The 23,854-nt window shown below is 74.4% G+C and carries 24 protein-coding genes; 17 read left to right on the top strand and 7 right to left on the bottom strand.

Annotation, left to right across the window (positions count from 1 at the left end; genetic code table 11):
• Window positions 1-102 precede the first annotated feature (102 nt).
• From DZA62_RS04160 to DZA62_RS04195, 8 genes are all read left to right on the top strand, one after another.
• On the top strand, window positions 103-1,431 hold the full coding sequence (locus DZA62_RS04160) for a hypothetical protein (RefSeq protein WP_116947455.1): 1,329 nt from the start codon (window positions 103-105) through the stop codon (window positions 1,429-1,431).
• Window positions 1,432-1,526: 95 nt separating this feature from the next.
• Complete coding sequence (locus DZA62_RS04165; RefSeq protein WP_116947456.1) at window positions 1,527-1,949, top strand: hypothetical protein; 423 nt, start codon at window positions 1,527-1,529, stop codon at window positions 1,947-1,949.
• 107 nt (window positions 1,950-2,056) lie between these two features.
• Entirely contained in the window at window positions 2,057-2,839 is a 783-nt protein-coding gene (locus DZA62_RS04170; RefSeq protein WP_198663392.1) for a CPBP family intramembrane glutamic endopeptidase, read from the top strand.
• Complete coding sequence (locus DZA62_RS04175; protein WP_116947457.1) at window positions 2,836-3,240, top strand: DUF3052 family protein; 405 nt, start codon at window positions 2,836-2,838, stop codon at window positions 3,238-3,240. Before DZA62_RS04170 ends, DZA62_RS04175 begins: the two co-directional genes overlap by 4 nt.
• Window positions 3,241-3,263: 23 nt before the next feature.
• Entirely contained in the window at window positions 3,264-4,463 is a 1,200-nt protein-coding gene (locus DZA62_RS04180) for a Kelch repeat-containing protein (protein ID WP_116947458.1), read from the top strand.
• A gap of 61 nt (window positions 4,464-4,524) precedes the next feature.
• Window positions 4,525-6,186 carry a circularly permuted type 2 ATP-grasp protein gene (locus tag DZA62_RS04185; protein WP_116947459.1) on the top strand — a complete coding sequence of 554 codons (1,662 nt, stop codon included), beginning with the start codon at window positions 4,525-4,527 and terminating at the stop codon, window positions 6,184-6,186.
• Entirely contained in the window at window positions 6,180-7,121 is a 942-nt protein-coding gene (locus DZA62_RS04190) for an alpha-E domain-containing protein (protein WP_116947460.1), read from the top strand. The genes DZA62_RS04185 and DZA62_RS04190 overlap by 7 nt, the downstream gene beginning before the upstream one ends.
• On the top strand, window positions 7,118-7,969 hold the full coding sequence (locus tag DZA62_RS04195; protein WP_116947461.1) for a transglutaminase family protein: 852 nt from the start codon (window positions 7,118-7,120) through the stop codon (window positions 7,967-7,969). Before DZA62_RS04190 ends, DZA62_RS04195 begins: the two co-directional genes overlap by 4 nt.
• Here the strand turns inward: DZA62_RS04195 and DZA62_RS37485 are convergent.
• Window positions 7,890-8,468, bottom strand: a complete 579-nt coding sequence (locus DZA62_RS37485; protein WP_116947462.1) for an MHYT domain-containing protein — start codon at window positions 8,466-8,468, stop codon at window positions 7,890-7,892. The genes DZA62_RS04195 and DZA62_RS37485 overlap by 80 nt on opposite strands.
• 2 nt (window positions 8,469-8,470) lie before the next feature.
• Here DZA62_RS37485 and DZA62_RS04205 point away from each other — a divergent pair, with 2 nt between their 5' ends.
• The 3 genes from DZA62_RS04205 to DZA62_RS04215 all read left to right on the top strand — a co-directional run bounded on the left by DZA62_RS04205 (window position 8,471) and on the right by DZA62_RS04215 (window position 11,380).
• The gene (locus DZA62_RS04205; RefSeq protein ID WP_198663393.1) at window positions 8,471-9,886 is read left to right on the top strand and encodes a sensor histidine kinase; all 1,416 of its coding nucleotides are present in this window, start codon (window positions 8,471-8,473) and stop codon (window positions 9,884-9,886) included.
• Window positions 9,887-10,579 carry a response regulator transcription factor gene (locus DZA62_RS04210; RefSeq protein WP_116947463.1) on the top strand — a complete coding sequence of 231 codons (693 nt, stop codon included), beginning with the start codon at window positions 9,887-9,889 and terminating at the stop codon, window positions 10,577-10,579.
• A 261-nt stretch (window positions 10,580-10,840) separates the two neighbouring features.
• Complete coding sequence (locus DZA62_RS04215; protein ID WP_116947464.1) at window positions 10,841-11,380, top strand: hypothetical protein; 540 nt, start codon at window positions 10,841-10,843, stop codon at window positions 11,378-11,380.
• Here the strand turns inward: DZA62_RS04215 and DZA62_RS04220 are convergent.
• A complete protein-coding gene (locus tag DZA62_RS04220) occupies window positions 11,364-12,602 on the bottom strand; it encodes a phosphotransferase (RefSeq protein ID WP_116947465.1) in 1,239 nt (412 codons plus the stop codon). The genes DZA62_RS04215 and DZA62_RS04220 overlap by 17 nt on opposite strands.
• Window positions 12,603-12,886: 284 nt before the next feature.
• Here DZA62_RS04220 and DZA62_RS04225 point away from each other — a divergent pair, with 284 nt between their 5' ends.
• From DZA62_RS04225 to DZA62_RS04235, 3 genes are read left to right on the top strand one after another with little or no spacing between them, the layout of a single operon-like run.
• Window positions 12,887-14,236, top strand: a complete 1,350-nt coding sequence (locus tag DZA62_RS04225) for a hemolysin family protein (protein WP_116947466.1) — start codon at window positions 12,887-12,889, stop codon at window positions 14,234-14,236.
• Window positions 14,233-15,249, top strand: a complete 1,017-nt coding sequence (locus tag DZA62_RS04230) for a hemolysin family protein (protein ID WP_116947467.1) — start codon at window positions 14,233-14,235, stop codon at window positions 15,247-15,249. Before DZA62_RS04225 ends, DZA62_RS04230 begins: the two co-directional genes overlap by 4 nt.
• Window positions 15,246-16,049: an SAM hydrolase/SAM-dependent halogenase family protein gene (locus DZA62_RS04235; protein WP_116947468.1), complete on the top strand. Its 804-nt coding sequence runs from the start codon at window positions 15,246-15,248 to the stop codon at window positions 16,047-16,049. Before DZA62_RS04230 ends, DZA62_RS04235 begins: the two co-directional genes overlap by 4 nt.
• Here DZA62_RS04235 and DZA62_RS04240 read toward each other — a convergent pair.
• Window positions 16,039-16,353 (bottom strand): hypothetical protein, encoded by a 315-nt coding sequence (locus DZA62_RS04240; RefSeq protein ID WP_116947469.1) that lies wholly within the window; start codon window positions 16,351-16,353, stop codon window positions 16,039-16,041. The genes DZA62_RS04235 and DZA62_RS04240 overlap by 11 nt on opposite strands.
• Window positions 16,350-17,165, bottom strand: coding sequence for a TetR/AcrR family transcriptional regulator (locus tag DZA62_RS04245; protein WP_198663394.1), 816 nt, complete (start codon window positions 17,163-17,165; stop codon window positions 16,350-16,352). The genes DZA62_RS04240 and DZA62_RS04245 overlap by 4 nt, the downstream gene beginning before the upstream one ends.
• Before the next feature lie 120 nt (window positions 17,166-17,285).
• Between DZA62_RS04245 and DZA62_RS04250 the strand changes: the two genes are divergently transcribed.
• Window positions 17,286-17,612 carry a YciI family protein gene (locus DZA62_RS04250; RefSeq protein ID WP_116947471.1) on the top strand — a complete coding sequence of 109 codons (327 nt, stop codon included), beginning with the start codon at window positions 17,286-17,288 and terminating at the stop codon, window positions 17,610-17,612.
• Between the two features lie 16 nt (window positions 17,613-17,628).
• On the opposite strand, the gene DZA62_RS04255 is transcribed toward DZA62_RS04250, so the two are convergent.
• Both DZA62_RS04255 and DZA62_RS04260 read right to left on the bottom strand, forming a co-directional pair.
• The gene (locus DZA62_RS04255) at window positions 17,629-18,618 is read right to left on the bottom strand and encodes an NAD(P)-dependent alcohol dehydrogenase (protein WP_116947472.1); all 990 of its coding nucleotides are present in this window, start codon (window positions 18,616-18,618) and stop codon (window positions 17,629-17,631) included.
• Window positions 18,615-19,586, bottom strand: a complete 972-nt coding sequence (locus DZA62_RS04260; RefSeq protein WP_116947473.1) for a hypothetical protein — start codon at window positions 19,584-19,586, stop codon at window positions 18,615-18,617. Before DZA62_RS04260 ends, DZA62_RS04255 begins: the two co-directional genes overlap by 4 nt.
• A 91-nt stretch (window positions 19,587-19,677) precedes the next feature.
• Here DZA62_RS04260 and DZA62_RS04265 point away from each other — a divergent pair, with 91 nt between their 5' ends.
• Entirely contained in the window at window positions 19,678-20,250 is a 573-nt protein-coding gene (locus DZA62_RS04265) for a TetR/AcrR family transcriptional regulator (RefSeq protein ID WP_116947474.1), read from the top strand.
• 91 nt (window positions 20,251-20,341) lie between these two features.
• A complete protein-coding gene (locus DZA62_RS04270; protein ID WP_116947475.1) occupies window positions 20,342-22,543 on the top strand; it encodes an MMPL family transporter in 2,202 nt (733 codons plus the stop codon).
• Window positions 22,544-22,619: 76 nt separating this feature from the next.
• Here DZA62_RS04270 and srmL read toward each other — a convergent pair whose 3' ends face one another.
• Window positions 22,620-23,753: a PheS-related mystery ligase SrmL gene (srmL, locus tag DZA62_RS04275; protein ID WP_116947476.1), complete on the bottom strand. Its 1,134-nt coding sequence runs from the start codon at window positions 23,751-23,753 to the stop codon at window positions 22,620-22,622.
• Window positions 23,754-23,854: the final 101 nt, after the last annotated feature.

The raw sequence follows: 23,854 nt of genomic DNA on the forward strand, positions 1-23,854 counted from the left end.
CTCGATCCAACCCTCCGTCGTCACCTGCAGGGGAAGCCGAGGTGTACGGCGTCGGAACACCGGGCTGGCTCTCAGCCTAGTGCGAGCCGTTAGCCTCCTCTCGTGCTGGTGTTGGCGGTCGCGGCGTTCTGTGTCGCCTGGTGGCTGGGGCTGTACCTGGCCGGCCGCGACCCCGGCGACGCCGCGATGCGCCGTGCCGGGCTGGGCCTGGTGTCGTACGCGCTGGCCCTGGCGCTGACGCCGTTCGACGGGTCGGTCGTCGACGCGCTGGGGTACGTGTTGGCGGGGCTGCCGGCGCTGATCTGGACCGGCGTGCTGCTGGCGTTGCTGCCCCACGGCGCGCCGTGGCGCGGGCCGGCCGAGCGGGCGTGGCGGTTCGCGGTGCTGCCGCTGGGTGTCGCGGAGTTGGTGGCGGCCGCGGTCGTGGGCGGCGGCTGGGAGCCGCTGACGGCGGTGCTGGTGCTGCTGCCGCTCGCGGCGGCGCTGTGGTTGGTGCTGCGCGCCCGGACCGCGCCGCTCGAGCTGCGCCAGGGCGTCGTCGTGCTGGCGACGTTGCTGTTCGGGCTCGGCGCGGTGGCCGTGCTGGTGCCGATGGGGTGGCTGCCCGACGGCGTGGTGCTCGCGGCCGTCGGGGTCGACCTCGTCGTGCTGGGCGTCGTCGTCGCGGTGACGAACGCGCTGGAGGCGGGCGAGGCGCTGGGCGCGGACCTGCGCCGCTCCGCCGTCGGGGCGCTGCTCGCGGCGATCGTGTTCGGCGGGCAGGTCGGGCTGGTCGCGCTCGCGTCCGGCGACGGCGACGCGGACGACGCGCTCCGGGCGCTCACCTTCGGTGTCGTCGGCGCCGCCATCGCCGTCGTGACGCTCGCCAGCGTGGTCCAGGCCGCCGTCGACCGGCTGGCGTTCGCCGGGACGCCGGCGCTGCGGGAGTCGCGGGCCGAGCTGCGCGACGCCTCCGACGCACTGCCCCGCCGCGACGAGCGGCGCCACCTCGACGACCTCGACGACGACGCGTTCACCCGGCTGGTCCGCGACGCGCTGCGCAACTACGGCGACCTCGGCAAGCTGGTGTCGAGCCCGCTGCTCGCCCTGCCCGCCGTCGACGACCGGCTGGCCGGCAGCGGCCGCGACGGCCACGCCCTGGACCGCGCGACCGAGCTGAAGGCGCTGCTGCTGGAGAGCATCGAACGGTTGCGCCCGCGCGACGCCGACTTCGGCACCAGCGAGGAGTGGCGGCACTTCAACGCGCTCTACTTCCCCTACGTCGCCGGCATCCGCCCGTACCGCCGGCAGCCCGACCTCAGCGGCCTCGACGACACCTCGCGCCGGGCGTTCGACTGGCTGCGCCGCTACGTCCCCGAGCGGACGCTCTACAACTGGCAGAACGCCGCCGCCCGCGTCGTCGCGCACGATCTGCGCACCCGCACCAGCTGAACTGGCAGTACTTGGCAGTGCCAGGTCTGTGGTTGGCAGTGCCTTCCGGGCGACGGTCGTGGTGTCCGAACGACATCACGAAGGAGCTGGTCACCATGGCCGCTGACACCGTCACCCGCACCCCCGCCGTCGCCCGGATCCGGGAGACGCCGCTGCTGCGCTGGACCCTGGAGCTGGACGGCATCGCCACCACGCTCAACGGGCTCGTGTACCTGTTCGCGGCCGGGTGGATCAGCGACCGGCTGGGGCTGCCGACGGCGCTGCTCTACCCGGCGGGTGCCTTCCTCGTCGCGGGCGTCCTCGTGATCTACCTGTCGACCCGGCGGGAGGCTCCGGTCTTCTGGGTGGGTGTGCTCCTCGTCCTCAACGCCGTCTGGGTGCTCGACAGCGTGGTCGTGGTCGCGGCCGGCTGGTTCGACCCGACCACGGCCGGGACGGTGTGGATCCTGCTGCAGGCCGGTCTGGTCGCGGTCTTCACCGTCCTCGAGTACGTGGGGCTGAAGCGGGCCCGCCGCTGAACCCGTCACCCCGGGCTCCCGGCCCCGGCGCGTTTGAGCCCGCGCCGGGGCCGGTGCACGCGTGCCGGATTAAGCCCACGCTCAGGGAACGCCGCTACGCTCGAACGGTGGTGACCCAGGATCTGCCCGCGGCGGGCGTCGAGACGACGTCGAGGCGGCGGCTGACCGCGGAGATCTGGATCGTGCTCGGGCTGTCGCTCGGGCAGTCCGCCGTCTACGCCGTCGTCAGCCTCATCGCCCGGCTGACCCGGCCGGAGCGGCTGAGCGAGCAGACCGCCACGCTGAACGCGTCGCGCAGCGTCCGCGAGTACCTCGACCTCACCTACCAGGTGCTGTCCATCGGGTTCGCGCTGGTGCCGGTGGCGCTGGCGCTGTACCTGCTGTCCGGGCCGGGGCGGTCGGCGCTGAAACGCATCGGCTTCGACCTCGCCCAGCCGCGGCGCGACCTGCTGTTCGGCGTCGGGCTGTCGGCCGTCATCGGGCTGCCGGGGCTGGGCATCTACTTCCTCGGGCACGCGCTGGACATGAACGTGTCGATCCAGGCGAGCACCCTCAACGCGTACTGGTGGACGGTGCCGGTGCTGGTGCTCTCGGCGTTGCAGAACGCGGTGGTCGAGGAGGTCATCGTCGTCGGGTTCCTGATGACGCGGCTCAAGCAGCTGGGCTGGGAGCTGCCGGCGATCATCGCGACGAGCGCGGTGCTGCGCGGCACGTACCACCTGTACCAGGGGTACGGCATGGCCATCGGCAACATGCTGATGGGCGTGGTGTTCGCGTACTTCTACCATCGCACCGGCCGGGTGATGCCGCTGGTCATCGCGCACTCGATCCTCGACATCGTCTCGTTCGTCGGTTACGACCTGTTCGCCGAGGAGCTGGGCCTGCCGTGACGACGGGCTACTCCGGCACGCCGCTGGTGCGCAAGCTCGGCATCAAGGCGGGGCACCGGGTGCTGCTCGACGGCGCGCCGGACGGGTTCGTGCTGGCCGGCCTGCCCGACGTCGCCGGGCTGGACCACCGCGCGGGGCCCGGGCCGTACGACGTCGTCGTCGCGTTCCTGCGCGATCGCGCCGCTCTCGAACGCGACCTGCCCGCCCACGAGGCCCGCATCGAGCGCGCCGGCGCCGTCTGGGTGGCCTGGCCGAAGCGGGCCGGCAAGGTGCCGACCGACCTCACGGAGGACGTCGTGCGCGAGGTGGCGCTGCCGCGCGGCCTGGTCGACGTGAAAGTGTGCGCCATCGACGCCGTGTGGTCCGGCCTGAAGCTGGTGATCCGCAAGGAGAACCGCTGACGCCGGCACCGAGTCCAATCAGCATGAAGGCGGCACGGTGGGTGGCCGCGGCGGGCCTGGTCCTGCTGACGGCCGGATGCGGTGAGACGGCGGCCGGTCCGGGGACGGACGGCGAGCCGGCCTGGCGGCCGGTCGCGGAGTCGCCGCTGAGCCCGCGCGAGGCGCCGCTGACGGTCACGGCCGGCGCGCGGATCCTGGTCATCGGCGGCAGCGACGAACCGCCCTGCCCGCCGAACGCGGACTGCGCCGCGCCGCCGGAGCCGCTGCGCGACGGCGCCGCGTACGACCCCGAGGCGGACGAGTGGACGCCCATCGCCGACGCGCCGGTGCCGGTCTGGGCGGGGCCGGCCACCGCGGCGGTCGTCGGCGACACCGTCTACCTGCTGGCCGGCGAGCGGTTCGTGTCCTACGACGCCGCGACCGACGCGTGGGCCGAGCTGACGCCGCCCGGCGCTGCGGACTGGCTGCCGCTGACGGTGGCCGGCGACCGCGTCGTCGCCTACCACGACTCGCACGAGGTCCCAGGCGCGGAGGTGCCGGTGGCCATGGACCCGCTGCCGTCCGACCTCGTCTACGACGCCGCAGCGGACAGCTGGTCGCCGCTGCCGGCCGACCCGCTCGGGCCGTCGTACGACCGCCGGCTGGTCGGCACCGACGACGGCGCCGTGCTGCTGGCCGCCGCACTGGTCCCGAACCCCGGCATCGAGCCACCGGTCGTCGACGCCGCACGGCTCGACCTCGCGACCGGCACCTGGACCGTGCTCCCGGGCGGCGACGTCCTCAGCGGGTTCGGCTTCCACCGGGTCGGCGACGTGCTGGTCAGCGCGGTCGAGGGCACGGCCGACGGTGGCGAGACGAACCACTGGGGCCGCGAGATCGGCTACGCCGGCCTCCTCGACCCGGCGACCGGCACCTGGTCGGAGCTGCCGGACCGGGCCGAGCGCGATCCGCTGGACGGCTTCACGCTGCCGGGCGACGTGAGCGGCGACCGGACGATCGTCTCCGGCGCCTGGGCTCTGGACGTCCCGACCGGCAGCTGGACGCGCGTGCCGGACCTGCCGGTCGACGAGCACCTGCAGGGCCAGTCGGCCGCGTTCGCCGACACCGCGGGCGGCGGCGTGGTGCTGCTCTGGGGCGGCTCCGCCTGGGAGGCCGGCGAATGGACGGACGGGGGGTTGCTCTCCGACGGCTGGAGCTGGACGGTCCCCGCCCCGGCGCGGTGACGGCCGCCCGGTCACGTCGGCGTCTTGTCCGCGTAACACACCGGTTCTACGCTGCCCAGTTATGACCGACATGCTGGCCGGATACCGATTCGGGGCCGCATGGGACGAGGTCTACACGCCCGACGGCGAGCCGCGGCCCACGTACGGCGGCCTGCACGAGGCGCTGACCGCGGCCGGCCCCGAGGTGCTGGCCAGCCTGGCCGACTTCCTCGCCACGGTCTTCCGCGACCAGGGCATCACGTTCGACCACGAGGGCGTCGAGCGGCCGTTCCCGCTGGACATCGTCCCGCGCATCATCACCGCCGCCGAGTGGGACGTCGTGGAGCGCGGGGTCGCGCAGCGGGTCCGCGCGCTGGAGGCGTTCCTCGACGACGTCTACGGGTCCGGGCTGGTGTTCCGCGACGGCGTCGTGCCGCGGCAGGTGGTGGTGTCGTCGCAGCACTTCCATCGGCAGGCGTTCGGCATCCGGCCGCCGAACGGGGTGCGGGTGCACGTCTCCGGCATCGACCTCGTCCGCGACGAGACCGGCGAGTTCCGTGTCCTCGAGGACAACCTGCGCACGCCGTCCGGGGTGTCGTACGTCGTCGAGAACCGGCGGGCGCTGGCGCGGGTGCTGCCGGACCTGTTCGCCGGGCACCTGGTCCGCCCCGTCGCGGGCTACCCGGCCCGGCTGCTGGAGGCGCTGCGCGCGGCCGCCCCGCCCGGCGTCGAGGACCCGACGATCGTGGTGCTGACCCCCGGCGTGCACAACGCGGCCTACTCCGAGCACACGCTGCTGGCCCGGCAGATGGGCGTGCAACTGGTCGAGGGCCGCGACCTGTCCGTCGTCGGCAACGAGGTGCGCATCCGCACCACGCGCGGGCACCAGCGCGTCGACGTCATCTACCGGCGGGTCGACGACGACTTCCTCGACCCGGTGCAGTTCCGCGCCGACTCCATGGTCGGCAGCCCCGGCCTGCTCAACGCCGCCCGGGCCGGCAACGTCACGCTGGCCAACGCGGTCGGCAACGGCGTCGCCGACGACAAGCTCATCTACACCTACGTGCCCGACCTCATCCGGTACTACCTCAGCGAGGAACCGGTGCTGCGCAACGTCGAGACCTGGCGGCTGGACACCCCGGAGAACATCGCGCAGGTGCTGTCGAACCTCGGCGACCTCGTGCTCAAGCCGGTCGACGGGTCCGGCGGCAAGGGCATCGTCATCGGGCCGCAGGCGACGGACGACGAACTGGCGGCGCTGCGCTCGGCGGTCGAGGCGAACCCGCGCGGCTACGTCGCGCAGCGGCCGGTCCGGCTGTCGACGGTGCCGACGCTGATCGGCGACCAGCTCGCGCCCCGCCACGTCGACCTGCGCCCGTTCGCCGTCAACGACGGCCGCGACGTGTGGGTGCTGCCGGGCGGCCTCACCCGGGTCGCGCTCCCGGAGGGCAGCCTGATCGTCAACTCCAGTCAGGGCGGCGGCTCGAAGGACACCTGGGTGCTGGCGTCGCCGGCTCGTCCCGCGGAGCCGGTCGCCGACGCCGTCGGCGAGAGCAGCGCGGTCCTCGCCGGCGCCGACCTCACCGAACCCGAGGCCGACCTGCCCGCCGGCGCCGGAGCGCCCGGCCTGGGCGATCACGTCGACGGACGCCGCCCGCTCGCCGTCCCGCCCGACCTCGGCCCGGCCGAACCGCCGCGTGAGCAGCAGCAACAGCAGCAACAGGCCCGGGAGGCAGCATGCTGAGCCGCATCGCGGAGTCGCTGTACTGGATCGGCCGCTACCTCGAGCGGGCCGACGCGAAGGCGCGCGTGCTCGACGTCCACCTGACCCGCATCCAGGACGAGCCGGGCACCGACCAGGAGCGCCAGCTGCGCACCCTGCTCGCCGCGATGGGCGTCGACCCCGGCGACGCGGCCGTGACGCCGACGTCCGTGGTCGGCCTGCTGGCCTTCGACCAGGAGTCGCCGGCCTCCATCACCGCGGCGCTGACGGCGGCCCGCGAGAACGCCCGCGGCGCCCGCGAGATCCTCTCCAGCGAGCTGTGGGAGGCGCTCAACGTCACCTGGCACGGCCTGGCCGAGCGACGCATGGCCGCGGCGGTGCTCGGGCCGCAGGTGTTCTGCCACTACGTCCGCGAGCGCACCGCGATGACCACCGGGCTGATCTCCACGACGATGGTCCGCGACGACGGCTGGCGGTTCCTGTCGCTCGGGGTCGCGCTGGAGCGCATCGACATGGCCGCCCGCATGCTGTCGACCCCGGCACTGGCCGAGGGCCGGGCGTCGGTCCTGGCCGGGCTGCTGCGCAGCGTCGGCGGCCACGACACGTTCGTCCGCGTCTACCAGGGCGCGGTGTCGCCGGCCAACGTCGCGGAGTTCCTGCTGCGCGACCAGCTGTCGCCGCGGTCGGTCGCGTTCTCGCTGGCCGCCGCCGAGTCGCTGCTGCGCGAGCTGGACCCCGGCCTGGACGACCGCCTGGGCGTGGCCGACGGCGCCCGCCGCGCGCTCGGCCGCATGCGGCTGGCGCTGGAGTTCCGCTCGTCGGCGGAACTGCTCGACGACCTCCCCAGCCTCATCGAGTCGCTCCTGCGGCTCACCTCGCGCACGTCCGACGAGGTCACGAGCCGCTACTTCGGCAAGTCGCTGCTGGTGCGGTGGGCCGAGGAGGTGGCGCTGTGACGGCGGCCGGCTGGCTGCTGTCGGTGCGGCACCACACCGGCTACCGGTACGCCGGCCCGGTGTTCTCCTCCTACAACGAGGCGCGCGTGACGCCGCGCAGCGACCCCCGCCAGCGGGTCCTCGACGCGACGGTCGAGGTCAGCCCGGCGGCGTCGCTCTACCGCTACGTCGACTACTTCGGTTCCGTCGTGACGGCGTTCGACGTGCACGCCGCGCACTCCGAGCTGACGGTGACGGCGAGCTGCGTCGTCGAGACGGCGCCGACGGGGGACGTCGAAGCCGCGGAGCCGTGGTCCGTCCTCGCCGACTCGGACACCGTCGACGAGCTGGGCGAATATCTCACCCAGACCCGGCGCACCACGCCGGACGCCGAGCTGCTGGCGGTCGCCGACCAGGTCAGGGCGGCCGCGACGCCCGACGACGGCGCACGGCTGGCGGCGGGCTGGACGCACGAGCGGCTGGCCTACGTCACCGGGTCCACCAGCGTGCACACCAACGCCGTCGAGGCGCTCGGCGAGGGCCGCGGCGTCTGCCAGGACTTCGCGCACGTCACCATCGCCCTGCTCCGGTCGGCCGGCGTGCCGGCGCGGTACGTGTCCGGGTACCTGCACCCGCGGTCCGGCGCGGCGGTCGGCGAGACGGTCACCGGCGAGAGCCACGCCTGGGTGGAGTGGTGGGCGGGCGGGTGGCGGGCCTACGACCCGACCAACGACGCCGTCCCCGGGCCCGGTCACGTCGTGGTCGCCCGCGGCCGCGACTACGACGACGTCACCCCGCTGCGCGGCATCTACCACGGCGGCGACAGCCAGTCGCTGGGCGTGACGGTCGAGGTGACGCGGCTGCGCTGACGCCGTGTCGGTGGCAGACTCCCGGGATGGACCTCGCCGCGGATGAGAGAGCTCTCATCGGCGTCTCATCGTGCTCTCGCCGGGCCCGCGCAGCATGCTGAGCATGAAGTCGGCGGCCACCCTCACCATCACCGCGCTGGCGGTCGTGGCCGCGGGCATCTTCGGTGTCGGCGCGCTGCTGGCGACGCCGTCGACCGGCGACGACTTCGGTGAGCCGGTCGAGGTCGGCCCGGCCAGCCCCGACGGCAGCGAGCCGACGCGCACGCCGTCGTCGCCCACGCAGACGCCGAGCCCCACCCCGGCCGTCACGACCCCGCCGCCCGACGGGACCGGCGGGCAGCCGGTCGAGCCGCCGCCGCCGGTCCGCCCCGGCGACGACGACGGAGACGATGACGGCGACGACGGAGACGACGACGGCGATGACGACGGAGACGACGACTGAGCCGGGGTCGTGACGACGCGGCCGGAGGAGTGCGGGTCCGGGTCGCCGTACGGACACGTGTGCTGGCCGCGGTGCTGGGGGTCGCGGCGATCGGCATGCTGGTGGCCGGCGTGACGTCCTTCCTCGTCCAGCGTGAGCGCGTCGACGCCCGCATCGACGACAACCTCGCCCAGGAGGTCGAGGAGTTCCGCGAGTTCGCCGACTCCGGCATCGACCCCGAGACCGGCGGCGACTTCACCACCGTCGACCGCTTCCTCGAGGTCGTCATGCAGCGCAACGTGCCGGACCGCAACGAGGGCCTGCTGTCCCTGGTCGACGGCAGGCAGGCCTGGGCACCCGGCACCGACGTCGACGTGCGACTGGAGACCGACGACGACTTCGTCGCCATGGTGGCCCAGCAGGGCGGCAGCACGCGGGTGCGGCCGCGATCGGTGGACACCGACGATCTCGGCCAGCTGCGCTACGTGACGGTGCCGGTCACCGTTCCCGGCGACACCGCGCAGGGCCTCTACGTCATCGCCTACTCGCGTGACCTCGAGCAGTCCGAGGTGGTCGACGCCTACCAGACGTTCGCGCTGGTCGCGCTCTCGTCGCTGGCCATGGTCGGCGTCGTCGGCTGGCTGGTCGCCGGGCGGCTCCTGCGGCCGATCCGGCTGCTGCGCGAGACAGCGCAGCGCATCAGCGACACCGACCTGTCCGGCCGCATCCCCGTCACCGGCACCGACGACATCTCCGCGCTCGCCCGAACGTTCAACGACATGCTCGACCGCCTGGAGATCGCCTTCGCCGGCCAGCGCGACGCGCTCGACGATGCCGGGCACGAGCTGCGCACGCCGATCACGATCATCCGCGGTCACCTCGAGCTGATGGACTCCGCCGACCCCGGCGACGTCGAGGAGGTCCGCGTCCTCGTCCTCGACGAGCTGGACCGCATGCGCCGCATGGTCGACGACCTCGTCATGCTGGCCAAGTCCACGCGGCCCGACTTCGTTCACCCGCGCCCCGTCGAGCTGGACCGGCTGGTCGACGAGGTCCTCGACAAGGCCCGCGCCCTCGCCGACCGGCAGTGGCGCATCGACGCGCGGGCGTCGGCGACTGTGCCGCTGGACCCGCAGCGGATCACCCAGGCGCTGCTGCAGCTGATCTCGAACGCCGTGAAGTTCACCGCGCCGGGCGACGTCATCGCCGTCGGCAGCGCGCTCACCAGCGACGGGGCGCGGCTGTGGGTCCGCGACACCGGCGCCGGCATCGCCGCCGACGACCTCGACCGCATCTTCGACCGGTTCGCTCGCGCCGACGTCGGCCGCGGCGTCGAAGGCTCCGGCCTGGGCCTTGCCATCGTCCGCGCGATCGCCGAGGCGCATCGCGGCACCGTCACCGTCGACAGCCGGCCCGGCGGCGGTGCGACCTTCACCGTCGCGCTGCCGCTCACCGGCACCGCGGCGGCCGACGACCTCGTGGAGGAGGAAGCGTAGATGAGCAGGATCCTGATCGCCGAGGACGAACCGCGCATCGCGGCGTTCATCGAGAAGGGGCTGCGCGCCGCCGGCATGACCCCCACCGTCGTCGGCGACGGCCGCGGCGCCTTCGACTACGCGATGACCGGCGGCTTCGACCTCGTCATCCTCGACATCGGGCTGCCGATCATCGACGGGTTCTCGGTGCTGCGGCAGCTGCGCGAGGCCCGCAACGAGCTGCCGGTGATCATCCTGACCGCGCGCGACTCCATCACCGACACCGTCGCCGGCCTCGAGGGTGGCGCCGACGACTACATGGCCAAGCCGTTCCGGTTCGAGGAACTCCTCGCCCGCATCCGGCTGCGGCTGCGCGAGGACCGCGCGCCGGAGGCGATGGTGCTGCACCACGGCGGGCTGTCGCTGGACCTGCGCACTCGCCGGGCGACGGTGGACGAGCGGACGGTGGAGCTGTCGGCGCGCGAGTTCTCGCTGGCCGAGACGTTCCTGCGGCACCCGGGCCAGGTGCTCAGCCGGGAGCAGCTGCTGAGCCGGGTGTGGGGCTACGACTTCGACCCCGGCTCCAACGTCGTCGACGTGTACGTGCGGTACCTGCGGCGCAAGCTCGGCAGCGACCGGTTCGTGACGGTGCGGGGCATCGGCTACCGCCTCGTCAGCCCCGGAGACGACGGCCCGCCCCCGCCCGCCCCCTGACGCCCCGCCCCCGCCCGCCCGCTGACGCCCCGCCCCCCGCCCGCCCCTGCCGAGTTGATCTTGGAGTTGTTCGGATTTCGTGGGCGATATGTCCGTTAGATGGCCGAACAACTCCAAGATCAACGTGGGCCGGGGCCGCCGGGGTGGGCCGGGGGGCCGGGGCGGGCCGGGGCGGGCCGGGGCGGGCCGGCGGCCCGGGGCGGGGTGGACGCGAGTGAGCGGCGGGCGCCCGTGGGGACGCCCGCCGCTCGCGGGGGAGGGGTGGGTCAGCCGGCGGACGAGGCGCTGTTCGGCGAGGCGGGGCTGGCCGGGCTGTTCGGGCTGTTCGCGGAGGCCGGGTCGGCGGGCGAGTCGGCCGAGACGGCGGAGTTCGCCGAAGCCGGGCTGTTCGCCGTCGTGGAAGAGGCGGGGCTGGCCGGGCTGTTCGGGCTGTTCGCGGAGGCCGGGTCGGCGGGCGAGTCGGCCGAGGTAGCGGAGTTCGCCGAGGCGGGGCTGTTCGCCGAGTTCGCCGAGTTCGCCGAGTTCGCCGAGGCGCCGGTCGAGGCCGAGGACGGTGCCGAGGAGTTCGACGACACGTCCGCCACACCCGGGGCCGGCGTCTGTGCCCCGCTGAGGATGGGTGCGGCCACCGCGCTGCCGGCGCCGAGGCCGAGCGCCGCCATCGTCCCGACCGCGATCCACGTCTTCTTCTGGAGCTTCATCGTTTCCTCCTGTGACCTGGACGCCGGAGAGGTCCCGGCGTCTTGTGCTGACCTGACCAGACTCGCGGGCCGCGATGAACTGATCAGGAGAGCCGCATGAGAGCGCTCTCAGCTGCGCCCGAGCCGCCCGCCTCAGCCGCGTCGAGCCAGCGTCCGGCCAGTGCGACGCGGTCGGCGGTGGCCTGTTCCCAGTCCGGGTCCTGGGCTCGGTGCGGGCCGGTGGCCAGCGACAACGTCACACCGGCGGCGCGCAGCCGGAGCTCGGCGGGGTCCACCTCCCGTGACAGGACGGGGAGCCATTCGGCCAGTGCGGCCCGCGCTCCTGAAGCGGCGGCGAACGGGCCGGTCGCCAGGACGGAGAGGTGAGCCAGCAGACAGCCGAGATCGTCGGCGCGGCGGCCGGGGCCGATCGTGTCGATGTCGAGCAGCCCGCTGACGCCGCCGTGCTCGACGAAGAGCTGGGCGTCGTAGAAGTCGCCGTGCGTCGGCTCGTCGCCGTCGTCGAACCCGGCCAGCCCGACCGACACGGCGGCCGCCAGCGACCGCACCCGCGGCGCCGACGACGGCGCGGCGGACGCGACCACCTCCGCGTAGTGCTCCGCATGCGCCGACCACGGCGCCCGCCGCGGCAGTCCGGCGACCTCGGCGGGGAGCCGGTCCAGCAGCGCCACCAGCTCACCCGGGTCGCGCAGTGCCGTCGCGCCGGACTCCAGGGCGCTGCGCAGCGGCGTGCCCCGCAGCGGCGCCAGCACGATGATCCCGTCGTCGCTCCAGCCGAGGCTGCGCGGCACCGGAACCCCGGCCGACGTCAGCACCCGGTGCCGGCTGTCGACGTCGCGCACCTGGCTCGGCCGCAGCACCTTGACGAACAGCCGGTGCCGCGACGTGACGACCTCGATGACGGCGCGCTTGCGCGGCCGGTACGCGACCACCCGCAGCTGAACGCCGTCCGGGGGCAGGCCCAGCCCGCGTAGCAGTTCCGCGGCCGACGACGGGTAGCAGGCGGCCGCGAGCCCCGGCAGCTCCGGGTCGTGCGGGAACCGCCACACCTGGACGTACCGGTCGCCGTCGGTGACGACCAGCCCGCCGGACGGGCGCGACCCGGACACGGACGCCGCGAACGTCTCGTCCCGCTCGCCGTCCGCCCACGACGCCCGTACGACGTACGACGCGGTCGTGCGGTCGCCGGGGCGGTGGTCGACGTCGCGCAGGGTCCAGCCCAGCAGCGTCGCGCCGGCCGGCGTCAGCGCCGCGTCGAGGATGTCGGGGACGGACGGGCCGGTCAGCAGCGCGAGGCCGGGGTCGGCAGACGGTCCGGGCACGCCGGCCAGCCTGGCCGCCGTGCATGAGCTGGAGGTGAGCCGAGGATGAGACGGCTCTCATGTGGGTCTCGCCGAGACGCCCCGCGCCACGGCGCCGGCCGGCCTCGATGCGCCGAGGTCCTGCGGTCCGCCGACGACCTGGTCCGCTAGGCTTGGTGGCTCCACACATCACACTGGGGTTCTCGCCCCATCCCGGAAGGAGCTGTGTCCGCCGTGCAGACGGACGCGTCAAGTCGCATCTGCGACCTGCATCCTGATCTCTCTCTCGCCCGCGGGGTTCGGCCATGAGCGCCGCGCTGGCGATCGTCGCGGTCTTCGTCCTGACCTTCGGGACCGCCTATTTCGTCGCCCAGGAGTTCGCCTACGTCTCGGCCGACCGGGTCGAGCTCGCCCGCCAGGCAGACGCCGGCGACAAGCGAGCCGCCTCGGCGATCCGCGTCATGGAGCGCCTGTCCTTCATGCTGTCGGCCGCCCAGGTCGGCATCACCGTCACCGGACTCATCGTCGGTCTCATCGCCGAGCCGGCGTTCGCGCAGGTCGTCCGCCCGCTGCTGGAGTCCGTCGGGCTCCCTGAGAGCGCCGTCCCGGGCGTCTCGGTCGCGGTCGGCTTCGCCGTCGCGACGATCATCCAGATGGTGCTGGGCGAGCTGTTCCCGAAGAACCTCGCGCTGGCCACCCCCGAGAGCCTGGCCAAGCTGCTGGCGTCGTCGACCCACCTCTACCTGGCCGTCAGCGGCCCGGTGGTGCGGCTGTTCGACAACTCCGCCGCCTGGTTGCTGCGCAAGGTCGGCATCGAGCCGGTCGAGGAGCTGCACCACGGCGCCACGCTGGAGGAGCTGGGCCACGTCATCGGCGAGTCCGAGGCGGGCGGCTCGCTGTCGTCGCAGCTCTCGGGCATCCTCGGCCGCGCGCTGTACTTCTCCGAGCACACCGCCGGCGAGGCCATGGTGCCGCGGCCGGACGTGCGCGGCGTGCGCGGCGACGACACCGCGGCCGCCGTCATCGAGCTGGTCGCCACCCACGGCCATTCCAACTACCCGGTCCGGGGCGAGGAGACCGACGAGGTCGTCGGCGTCGTCGGCGTGCGCGAGCTGATGTACGTCGCGCCCGGTGACGTCGGCACCACGCTGGTCCGCGACATCGCCCGCCGGCCGCTGGTGGTGCCCGACAGCCTGCCGCTGCCGGCGCTGGTCGAGCAGATGCAGGACGCCGGCGACGAGTTCGCCTGCGTCGTCGACGAGTACGGCGGCCTGGCCGGCATCGTCACACTCGAGGACGTCTCCGAGGAGCTGTTCGGCGACATCACCGACGAGACCGACCAGCAGGCCGTGCCGGTGACGCAGGACGGCGACTGGTGGCAGCTCGACGCCGGCCTGCGGGTCGACGAGGCCGCCTCGCGCACCGGCCTGCCCCTACACGAGTCCGACGACTACGACACCGTCGCCGGCCTCATCGTCGCCGAGCTGGGCCGGTTCGCCGAGCCCGCCGACCGCCTGGTCGTCGGCGCCGAGAACGACGGCCGCGACCGCGTCGAGATCGAGGTCGTGACGGTCGCGCGGCACGTGCCGGAGCTGGTGCGGCTGCGCCGCCTCGGCCTCGTGCCCACCGACGGGAACGCGGAGGCGGCCCAGTGAGCCCGGTCACCGCGATCCTCGTCACCGTCGGCCTGCTGATCGCCAGCGCGTTCTTCGTCGCCGCCGAATTCGCCCTCGTCGGCGCCCGGCGGCACCGCATCGAGCGAGCGGTCGTGGCCGGCAAACGCGGCGCGAAGGCGGCGCTGTCCGGCATCCGCGAGCTGTCGCTCATGCTGGCCGGCGCGCAGCTCGGCATCACCATGGTCGTGGTCGGCCTGGGCATGGTGGCCGAGCCGGCCTTCCACCACCTCCTCGAAGGGCCGCTGCACGCCCTCGGCATGCCCGACGGCACCGCCGACATCGTCGCGTTGATCATCGCGCTGACCGGGGTGACGTTCCTGCACGTCGTCGTCGGCGAGATGGCGCCGAAGTCGTGGGCCATCGCGCATCCGGAGCAGTCGGCGATGATCCTGGCGCCGGCCTTCCGCGCTTACGCGTTCCTGGTCCGCTGGCTGCTGGTGCTGCTCAACGGCGTCACCAACGTGCTGTTGCGGTTGGTCCGGGTGACGCCGAGGGACGAGATCGTCACGATCCGCAACCGCGAGCAGCTGCACCAGCTGGTCCGCGAGTCGAACCGGCTCGGCCTGATCGGCGCCGACGACTACGGCCTGCTCACCCGCGCGCTGGTCGCGCCGGAGCAGCAGGTGCGCACGATCATGGTGCCGGCCGAGCGCATCGTGTCGGTTCCGGCCGGCGCGGGCCCGCAGGACGTCATCGAGGCCGGCCGGAACAGTGAGCGCACCCGGCTCGTGGTCCGCGACGACGCCGGTTCGCCGGTGGGTGCCGTGCACGTGCGGGGCGCGCTGAGCGCACGGGCGGCCGGCACGCCGTGGACGGCAGGCGTCGCCGCGCTGCCGGTCGCGCGCATCCCCGACGGCGCCGACCTCGCCCAGGCCGCCGACGTGCTGCGCGACGCCCGCTCGCAACTGGGCATCGTCGTCGACGCCGACGGCACCGAGGTGGGCCTGGTGGCCATGGACGACGTCGTGACGGCGGTGCTGGTGAATCGATGACGGCTGCGTGGGTCGCGTTCCTGACCGACTACGGGCTGGCCGACGGCTACGTCGCCGCCTGCCACGGCGTGATCGCCCGCATCACGCCGACGGCCCGGGTCATCGACGTGACCCACGAGGTGCCGGCCCAGGACGTGCGGCACGGCGCCGTCGTCCTGGCCGACACCCTGCCGTACCTGCCGCCGTCGGTCGTGCTGGCCGTCGTCGACCCCGAGGTGGGCACGCCGCGCCGAGCGGTCGCCGTCGTCGCCGGTGAGCACGTGCTGGTCGGGCCGGACAACGGGCTGCTGCCCTGGGCGGCGGCCGCGGCCGGCGGCATCGGCCGCGCGGTGGAACTGACCGCGGCGGAGTACCGGCTGAACACCGGCGCGACGACGTTCGACGGGCGCGACGTGTTCGCGCCCGCCGCGGCGCACCTGGCCGCCGGGATCGACGTGGCGGCGCTGGGTCCGGACGTCGACGTCGCGACGCTGGTGCGGCTGCCGGACCCGTGGCTGCGGGTCGGCCCGGAGACCGTCGAGGCCGAGGTGCATGTCGTCGACCGGTTCGGCAACGTCGCGCTGTGCGCCGGCGCGGCCGAGCTGACGGCGGCCGCGCTGGACGGGCACGCGCGGCTGCGGGTCACCGTCGGCGAGCGGTCGTCGTACCTGCCGCTGGCGGCGTCGTACGCGGCCGTGCCGGAGGGCGACCCGGTGCTGCTGGTCGACTCCGCGGGCCGGCTCGCGCTGGCGATCAACCGGGGCAGCGCGACCGATGAGCTGCGCCTGCGGCCCGGTGACCGCGTGACGATCAGCTCGTAGCGTTCCACGGCCGGCGCCGGCCCCACACGTCCGCCCGCCACGTGCGCGCGTGGATCAGCCCGACGGCGAGCACGCCCAGGGCCGCGGCCGTCCACCCCGGCCACGGATGGGCCGCGACGTCGGCGAAGTGCCAGGCCAACGCCCCGACGACGAGCAGGATCCAGCCGCTGACGACGTTGACCGCGGCGCCGTCGCCGAACGGGCCCGGGTTGACGGCGCGCCCCGTGCTGCCCTCGACGTAATAGGGCAGCCCGTTGCCGATGAAGAAGCCCGCGACGAACGCGAGCAGGACGGTGAGGATCAAGGCGTCACTCCTTGGACGAGGGGCAGGATGACGGCGTCGGCCAGCCGGTCGAGGAACGCGTCGTCGAGCGGCTCACCGGTGACGAACAGCCGGGAGAACAGCAGCGCCGAGGCGACCTCGGCGACCAGCTCGTGGTCGGGGTCGGCGGCGATCTCGCCCCGGGCGGCCGCGCGTCGCAGCGCCGGTGCGAACGCGTCGCGCTTCACCCCGATCAGCCGGCCCCGGACCGCCGCCGCCAGCGCGGCGTCATCGCGCATGGCCGTCAGCAGGCCGAGGACCAACGCGGCGCTCTCGCCGGTGAGGCGGTCGCGCATCGAGCGCAGCAGCCCGAGCAGGTCGCCGCGGAGCGTGCCGGTCCCGGTGCGGGTGTCCGGGCCCGTGCCCGTGTCCGGCCCGGTGCTGGTCCCCGTGTCCGGCCCTGTGCCGGTGCCCGGCCTCGCGCCCGGCCCGGCGCCGGGGTCGGGCCCCGTGCGGGTGTCCGAGCCCGTGCGGCTGCGGGCGTCCGTGCTGCTGTCGTCGCGGTCGCTGTCGGTGCCCGCCCTGAGGGTGGGAAGCCCTCCCAGCCGGGCGGGGATCGTACCGGGGCGGCAGGAGTCGAGCTCGGGGTGGCCGGCTACGCCGGTGTGCCGCTCGATCGCGGCGATCACCAGCTCCGCCTTGCCGGACCAGCGCCGGTAGATGGTCGCCTTGGACGCCTTGGCCCGCGCGGCGACGGCGTCCATGGTCAGCGACCCGTAGCCGATCTCGGCCAGCAGCTCCAGCGTCGCCCGCAGGACGGCGTCCTCGCGGTGCTCGCCTCGGGTGGGGACCACCGACACCTCCGGGTGAACGAAACGGTTTCGTACACTTTAGATGCGCGCCGCGCCCGATGTCGAATCAGGGGCGGCGGCTCCGACGTCACCGGTGAGAGCATCCCGAGCGAGGAGCTGCCGATGAAGTACCTGATCCTCATCTACCGTGACCCGCCCACGGCCGGCCCCGGCCACGCGGCGCACGCCGCGTTGACCCGCGAGCTGGCCGGCGGCGGCGAGTTGATCCTCGCCGAGACGCTGGCCGATTCGTCACAGACCAGACGGGTGCACGCCGGCACGGTGATCGACGGGCCGCTGCCGGACGGGGGCGCGCAGCCGGCCGCGTTCTACCTGGTCGAGTGCGAGTCGCTGGACTGCGCGGTCGAGCACGCCGCCCAGGCGCCCGAGGCCGCGGCCGGCCGGGTCGAGGTGCGCCCGGTCCTGTGCCGCGGCGGCCTGGAGATGTGACCCGGGAGACCCACCCTCAGGCCAGCTCGATCACCCGCTTGCCGCGGGCGTGCCCGGTCTCGACGGCGCGGTGCGCGGCGGCGATCTGGTCCAGCGGGTAGCGCCGGTCGACGACGGGGCGCAGTGCGCCGTCGTCGACGTGGCGGGCGAGCATGGCGAGGTCGGCGCTGCGCGGCTTGACCTGGACGACGCGGACGCGCGGGCCGGGCAGCAGCGTGCTCGCGAGGGCGAACGGGACGGCCCGGGTGGCGGTGGTCGCCATCCGGCCGCCGCGGTCCAGCAGCCGCCGGTAGTCGCGGACGTGCGCGCCGTGCAGGTCGGCGACGGCATCGAAGGCGCCCTCCGCCGGCAGGCGGTCGTCGCGGGCCGGGAGGTCCGACGTCGGTCCCGGGCGAAACAGCGCGGTGTGGTCCAGCACGTCGGCCGCGCCGAGGTCGCGGCAGAGGTCCGCGTTGGCCGGTCCGGCCACCGCCGTGACGGTCGCGCCGAGCGCCACCGCCAGCTGCACCGCGGCCGAGCCGACCCCGCCCGACGCGCCGACGATCAGCACTCGGTCGCCGGGCCCGACCCGCAGGGCGTCGCGCAGCACCTGCAGCGCCGTCAGGCCCGCCGTCGGCAGCGCGGCGGCGTCGGCCAGATCGGCGCCCGCGGGCGCCGGGGTGCAACGGCCGGCCGGCATGACCGCGTACTCCGCGATCGTGCCGAGCCGCTTCGGCAGCCCGCCGCGATAGGCCCAGACGCGATCGCCCACGGCGAGATCGTCGACGCGGTCGCCGATGGCCGCCACCTCGCCGGCGAGGTCGAGCCCGGTGCCACGGGGCAGCCGGGCGCCGACCCGCAGCCGGCCTGACCGGAACAGCGCATCGCTGGGGTTCACGCTGGCGCCGTGCACCCGGATCAGCACCTCCCGCGGGCCGGGCCGGGGCACGTCGACCGCGTCGACTCGCAGTACGTCCGGGTCGCCGTAACGGTGGTGCCGGGCGGCCCGCATCGTGGCCGGGATCATGCCGTCACCTCCGTGGCCGGGGCCGCTGCGGCCCGCCGCGCGCGCCCGACGCCCAGCACGAACAGAGCGACCCCGCCGGCCAGCCAGCCGGCGAGCACCAGCAGTGGCCCGGCCGCGCCCGCGCCGTCGAAGTAGGCGACCGAGCGCAGTAGGCTGCCCGCCGCGCCCGGCGGCAGCAGCTGGCCCAGTGCGCCCCAGCCGGCCGGCAGCAGCTCCGGCGCGCTGGCCAGCCCGGACAGCGGGTTGCCCAGCAGGATCAGCGCGATCGCGCCGACCGCGAGCCCGGCGTTGCCGAGCGCCGTCCGCAGCCCGAGGATCGTCCACGCCGTCGCGGAGATGCCCAGCGCCGCGGCGGCCGCCGTCGCCCAGTACGCGCCGTCGAAGGTGCCGAACCCGAACCGCAGCAGCGCGGTCAGCGCGAGCCCGGCGACGACGGCGAACGCGGCGGCGCCGGCGGCCTGCCGGGCCGGGCCGCGCACCGTCATGAGCAGCACGACCGCCGCGATCCAGCCGCCGAGCGCGAGCGGCAGCGCGCCCGCGGACAGCCCGGCGCCGGTGGGATCGTCGGCCGGGAACGGGCGGACGTCGGTGACGGTCCCGGCGCCCAGCTCCGCGCCGAGCGCTCGCAGCCGGGTCGCGACGGCCGAGCTCGCGGCGGTCGCGAGCAGCATCTCGTCCGGGCGGCCGGTGGAGTCGAGCAGGAACGCGCCGTAGACCTCGCGGTCGAGGATCAGGGCGCGGGCCTCGTCGGCGTCGGCGACGGTCGTGACGGCGTACCCGCCGGGCTCGCGGGCGTCCAGCTCGGCGGTGAGGTCGCCACCGCCGACGGCGATCGGCACGTCGTTCGCGCCGGAGTGCAGCGGCGGCAGCGCGAACGCCGACAGCAGCGCGAGCAGCAGCAGCGTCAGGCCCGCGACCACGGCGGCGAGCTGGCGCCAGGCGGGCGGCGACGGGGTCGGCTCGGACATCTCGTCCTCCAGATAAGAAACTCTGCGTATCTAATTGAGAGGACTGTAGGCTACTCGAGATAAGAAACGCAACGTTCCTTGGGAGGGCCCGATGGCGGAGACGCGCCGGCGCGGCGAGGCGCTCGAGGCGGCCATCGTCGACGCCGTCTGGGCCGAGCTGGCCGAGTCCGGGTACGCCGGGCTGACCGTCGGCGGCGTCGCCGAGCGGGCCCGGACCAGCAAGGCCGTCCTCTATCGGCGCTGGCCGGGCCGCGCGGCGCTGGTGCTGGCCGCGTTGACGCAGCACGCGCCGTCCGCCGAGGACGTGCCCGACACCGGGAGCCTGCGCGGCGACCTGCTCGCGTTGCTGCGCACCATCACCACCGGCGTGTCGGCCCGTAGCATCGACGCGCTCTGGGGGCTGCTCACCGAGACCGCGCGCGACCCTCAGCTGGCCGCGCTGGTCCGCGAGCAACTGGCCGAGCTGCAGCGCACCGGCCCGGTCGTCGTCGTCTTCGAGCGCGCGGTGGCCCGTGGCGAGGTCGACGCCGCCCGCCTCACGCCGCGGCTGGTGCGGCTGCCGGCCGACCTGCTGCGCAGCGAGCTGCTGGTCTACGGCGAGATCACCGACGCCGCCATCGTCGAGATCGTCGACGACGTCGTGCTGCCGCTCGCCCGAGTGTGAGCCGCGTCGCGTTCCGGCCGGTCGTGTCACACCCGCCGGACGGCGCGGGTCTCGTGTGCGGACATCGAGACGCAGGCGAGACGGAGAGACGATGGCGAGGAGACTGGCGGGGTTCGTGACGCGCCGGAGGCGGACGGTACTGATCGTGGCGGTGCTGCTCGCCCTGCTCGGTGGGGCGACCAGCACGTCGCTGTTCGGGAAACTGTCGGCCGGCGGCTTCGACGACCCGGGGTCGGAGTCCGGGCAGGCGGCCGATCTGCTCGAGGAGACGTTCGGTCAGTCGCCGCCCAACCTGGCGCTGCTGGTGACGGCGTCCGGGTCCGGCGGAGTGGACGCCGCGGCCGCGGCCGGAACCCGGCTGACCGAGGGGCTCGCGGCCGAGGCCGGCGTGCGTGACGTCGTCTCGTACTGGACGTCCGCGCAGCCGCAGCTACGCAGCGAGGACGGCGACCGCGCGCTCGTCCTCGCGACGATCGCCGGCGACGAGACCGAGGTCAACGAGCGGGTCGGCGAGCTCGCGGACGCCTATGGCGGCGCGCTCGCCGACGGCGTCGACGTCCAGGTCGGTGGTTACGCGGCGTTCTCGCACGAACTGAGTGAGCAGAGCGAGCGCGACGTCGTGACCGGTGAGCTGATCGTCTTCCCGGTGACGCTGGTCGCGCTGGTCCTGGTGTTCGGCGGGGTCGTCGCGGCGCTGCTGCCGCTGGCCGTCGCCGCGACGACGTCGCTGCTGGGCATGGGGTTGCTGTGGCTGCTGGCGGAGGCGACCGACCTGTCGGTGTTCGCGGCCAACGTCGTGACCCTGGCCGGGCTCGGGCTGGCGATCGACTACAGCCTGCTGATGGTCAACCGGTACCGGGAGGAGCTGGCCGGCGGGCGCACGGTGCCGGAGGCGATCCGCGCGACGCTGGGGTCGGCCGGGCGGACCGTCGTGTTCGCGTCGCTGACGGTGTGCATCGCCCTGGCGACGCTGATCCTGGTGCCGCTGCCGGCGATCCGGTCGATCGGGTACGCGGGCGTGCTGACCGCGCTGCTCGCCGCCGCGGCGTCGCTGGTGGTGCTGCCGGCGCTGTTCGCGGTGCTCGGGACGCGGGTCGGGACGCCGCGGCTGCGGCGCCGGCGCTCGTCCGGCGGCGACGGGTTCTGGCACCGGCTGGCGGTGTTCGTGATGCGCCGGCCGCTGCCGATCGCGACCGCCGTGACGGCGGTCCTGCTGCTGCTCGGCGCGCCGTTCCTCGGCATGAAGCTCGGCTATCTGGACGAGCGGGTCATGCCGGAGTCGTCCGAGGCGCGGCAGGTGGCGGCGGTGATCCGCTCTGACTTCGCGACGGGGGAGCAGGACGCGCTGCAGGTCGTGGCGCCGTCGGCCGCGTCGGCTGACGGCGTCGCGGGGTATGCCGAGCGGCTCTCGCGGCTGGACCACGTCGCGCGGGTCGACACCGTCACCGGCACCTACACCGGCGGCGCCCAGGTCGCCCCGGCGTCGCCGCTGCACCAGCGCTTCGCCGCCGGCGACGCCGTCTACCTGTCCGTCGTGCCGGACCCCGGCACCGTCGAGCAGACCCGCGAGCTCGTCGGCGCCGTCCGCGCCGTCGACGCTGTGGAACAGACGCTGGTCGGCGGCGTCGCCGCCATGGCCGAGGACGCCGACCAGGCGTTGCTGGACATGCTGCCGTGGGCGCTCGGCGCCGTCGGCGCGGCGATGGTGGTGCTGCTGTTCCTCCTCACCGGCAGCGTCGTGCTGCCGTTCCTCGCGCTGGTGCTGAGCACGCTCAGCCTCACCGCGACGTTCGGCGCGATGGTGTGGATCTTCCAGGACGGCAACCTGTCCGGCCTGTTCCACTTCACCGTCACCGGCACGACCGTCTCGACCGTGCCCGTGATGCTGTTCGCGCTGGCGTTCGGGCTGGCGATGGACTACCAGGTGTTCATGCTGTCGCGGATCCGCGAGGAGTACGACCGCGGCGCCTCGCCGACGGCGGCGGTCGCGCTCGGCCTGGAGAAGGTCGGCCGCATCGTCACCGCGGCGGCCGTCCTCATCTCCATCGTCTTCCTCGCCTTCCTCGTCTCCGACATCACGCTGATGAAGGCGTTCGGGGTGGGGCTGCCGCTGGCGGTGCTCATCGACGCGACGTTGATCCGCGGCGCCCTGCTCCCGGCGACCATGCGGCTGCTCGGCGGTGCGACCTGGTGGGCGCCGGCCTGGTTGCGCCGCGTGCACGCCCGCTTCGGCCTGCGCGAGGCCGCGCCCCCAGCCGCCGCCGAGCCGGAGCCGATCCCCGTCCACAAATGATCACGTTGAGTGGGGCCGTTCCCGCTTCCCCAGGCATGCATTCCTGGGGAAGCGGGAGTACGCCTACTTGACGTGATCATTCCGGGGTGGCGAGAGCGGCGGCGACGCGGTCGCGGAGGGCGTTGACCTCCTCGCTGTTCAGGGTGCGGTCGACCGGGCGCAGCACCAGCCGGAGCAGCACGTTCTCCTGCCCGGGCCGGATCGCCAGCCGCTCACGCGCCGCGGCCGGCAGGTCCGCGTACGGGGTCGTCGAGAGGACGGCGACCTCCTCGACGAGGTCGGCGTCGGGGCCGAGAGCCTCGCGGACGCGGTCGCCGAGCAGCTCGCCGTCCGAGCCGGCGGCGACGGCGGCGGAGATGTCGCGGCGGGCCGGCGGCAGGTCGGACACCGAGTGGTACGGCGTCAGGTCCCGCAGCTGCTCGGCGACCCGCGGATCGGCGGAGCGGAGCAGCCGGATGTCCGGGATGCCCTTGCGCAGCATCAGCGCGCGGTCGAGCCCCATCCCGAGGGCGAGTCCGCTCCACGACGACGGCGACAGGCCGGCGGCGGTCAGCACCTCGGGCGCCGCGAGCCCGCACTCGGCGATCTCGACCGGGTGGCCGTCGTGGATGGCCTCGACCTCGCGGCCGCCGGTCGTGTACGGGTGCGATGTCGCCGTCCAGCGCCAGTGCGTGCCGGGCAGCAGAGCGTCGACCAGCGTCGTCACCAGGAGGTGCAGGTCGTCGTGGTCGAGACGGCGGCCGCCGCGGCGCAGCAGCCAGAGGTCCAGCTGGTGCGGCGAGCCGGTGTGCAGGCGGTCGATGGAGTCGCGGCGGTGGCAGATGCCGGGCAGCACCAGCAGCACGTCGCGCGACGGCGGGTCGGCGGCGAGCGCCCGCAGCTCCGGCGGCACCCCGGCCGACGTGTGGCTGCGCAGCATCGTGGTGTCGCTGACGTAACGGGTGTACCGGACGTCGCGGGAGACCGCGCCGGGCTGGTACCCGAGGCGGTCGTAGTTGTCCTCGACGGCGACGACGGGTCGGGAGCGGAGCAGTCGCACGTCGGCGTCCCACCGCTCGCCCAGGGCGGACGCGGCGGAGGTGACGAGAAGCTGCAGGGCGTGCTGGCCCTGCGCGGGATCGGTGAGGTCGCGCAGCGAGAGCGCGTCGACCAGGGCGGGCAGTGACAGCGGCTGCGGCCGGCTGTCGGAGGCGACGAGAGATGCGGTCATGACCAGGCCCTTCGCGGGAAGTGAGCGGAAGCGCGGGAAGCGGTGTGGAAGCTCCCCCGGCCGGTCGTCCGCGGAGGGGTCAGGCGTGCGCACCCTCCGGG

The sequence above is a fragment of the Jiangella endophytica genome, assembly GCF_003427025.1.
In the GTDB taxonomy this organism is placed as follows: Bacteria; Actinomycetota; Actinomycetes; order Jiangellales; family Jiangellaceae; genus Jiangella; species Jiangella endophytica.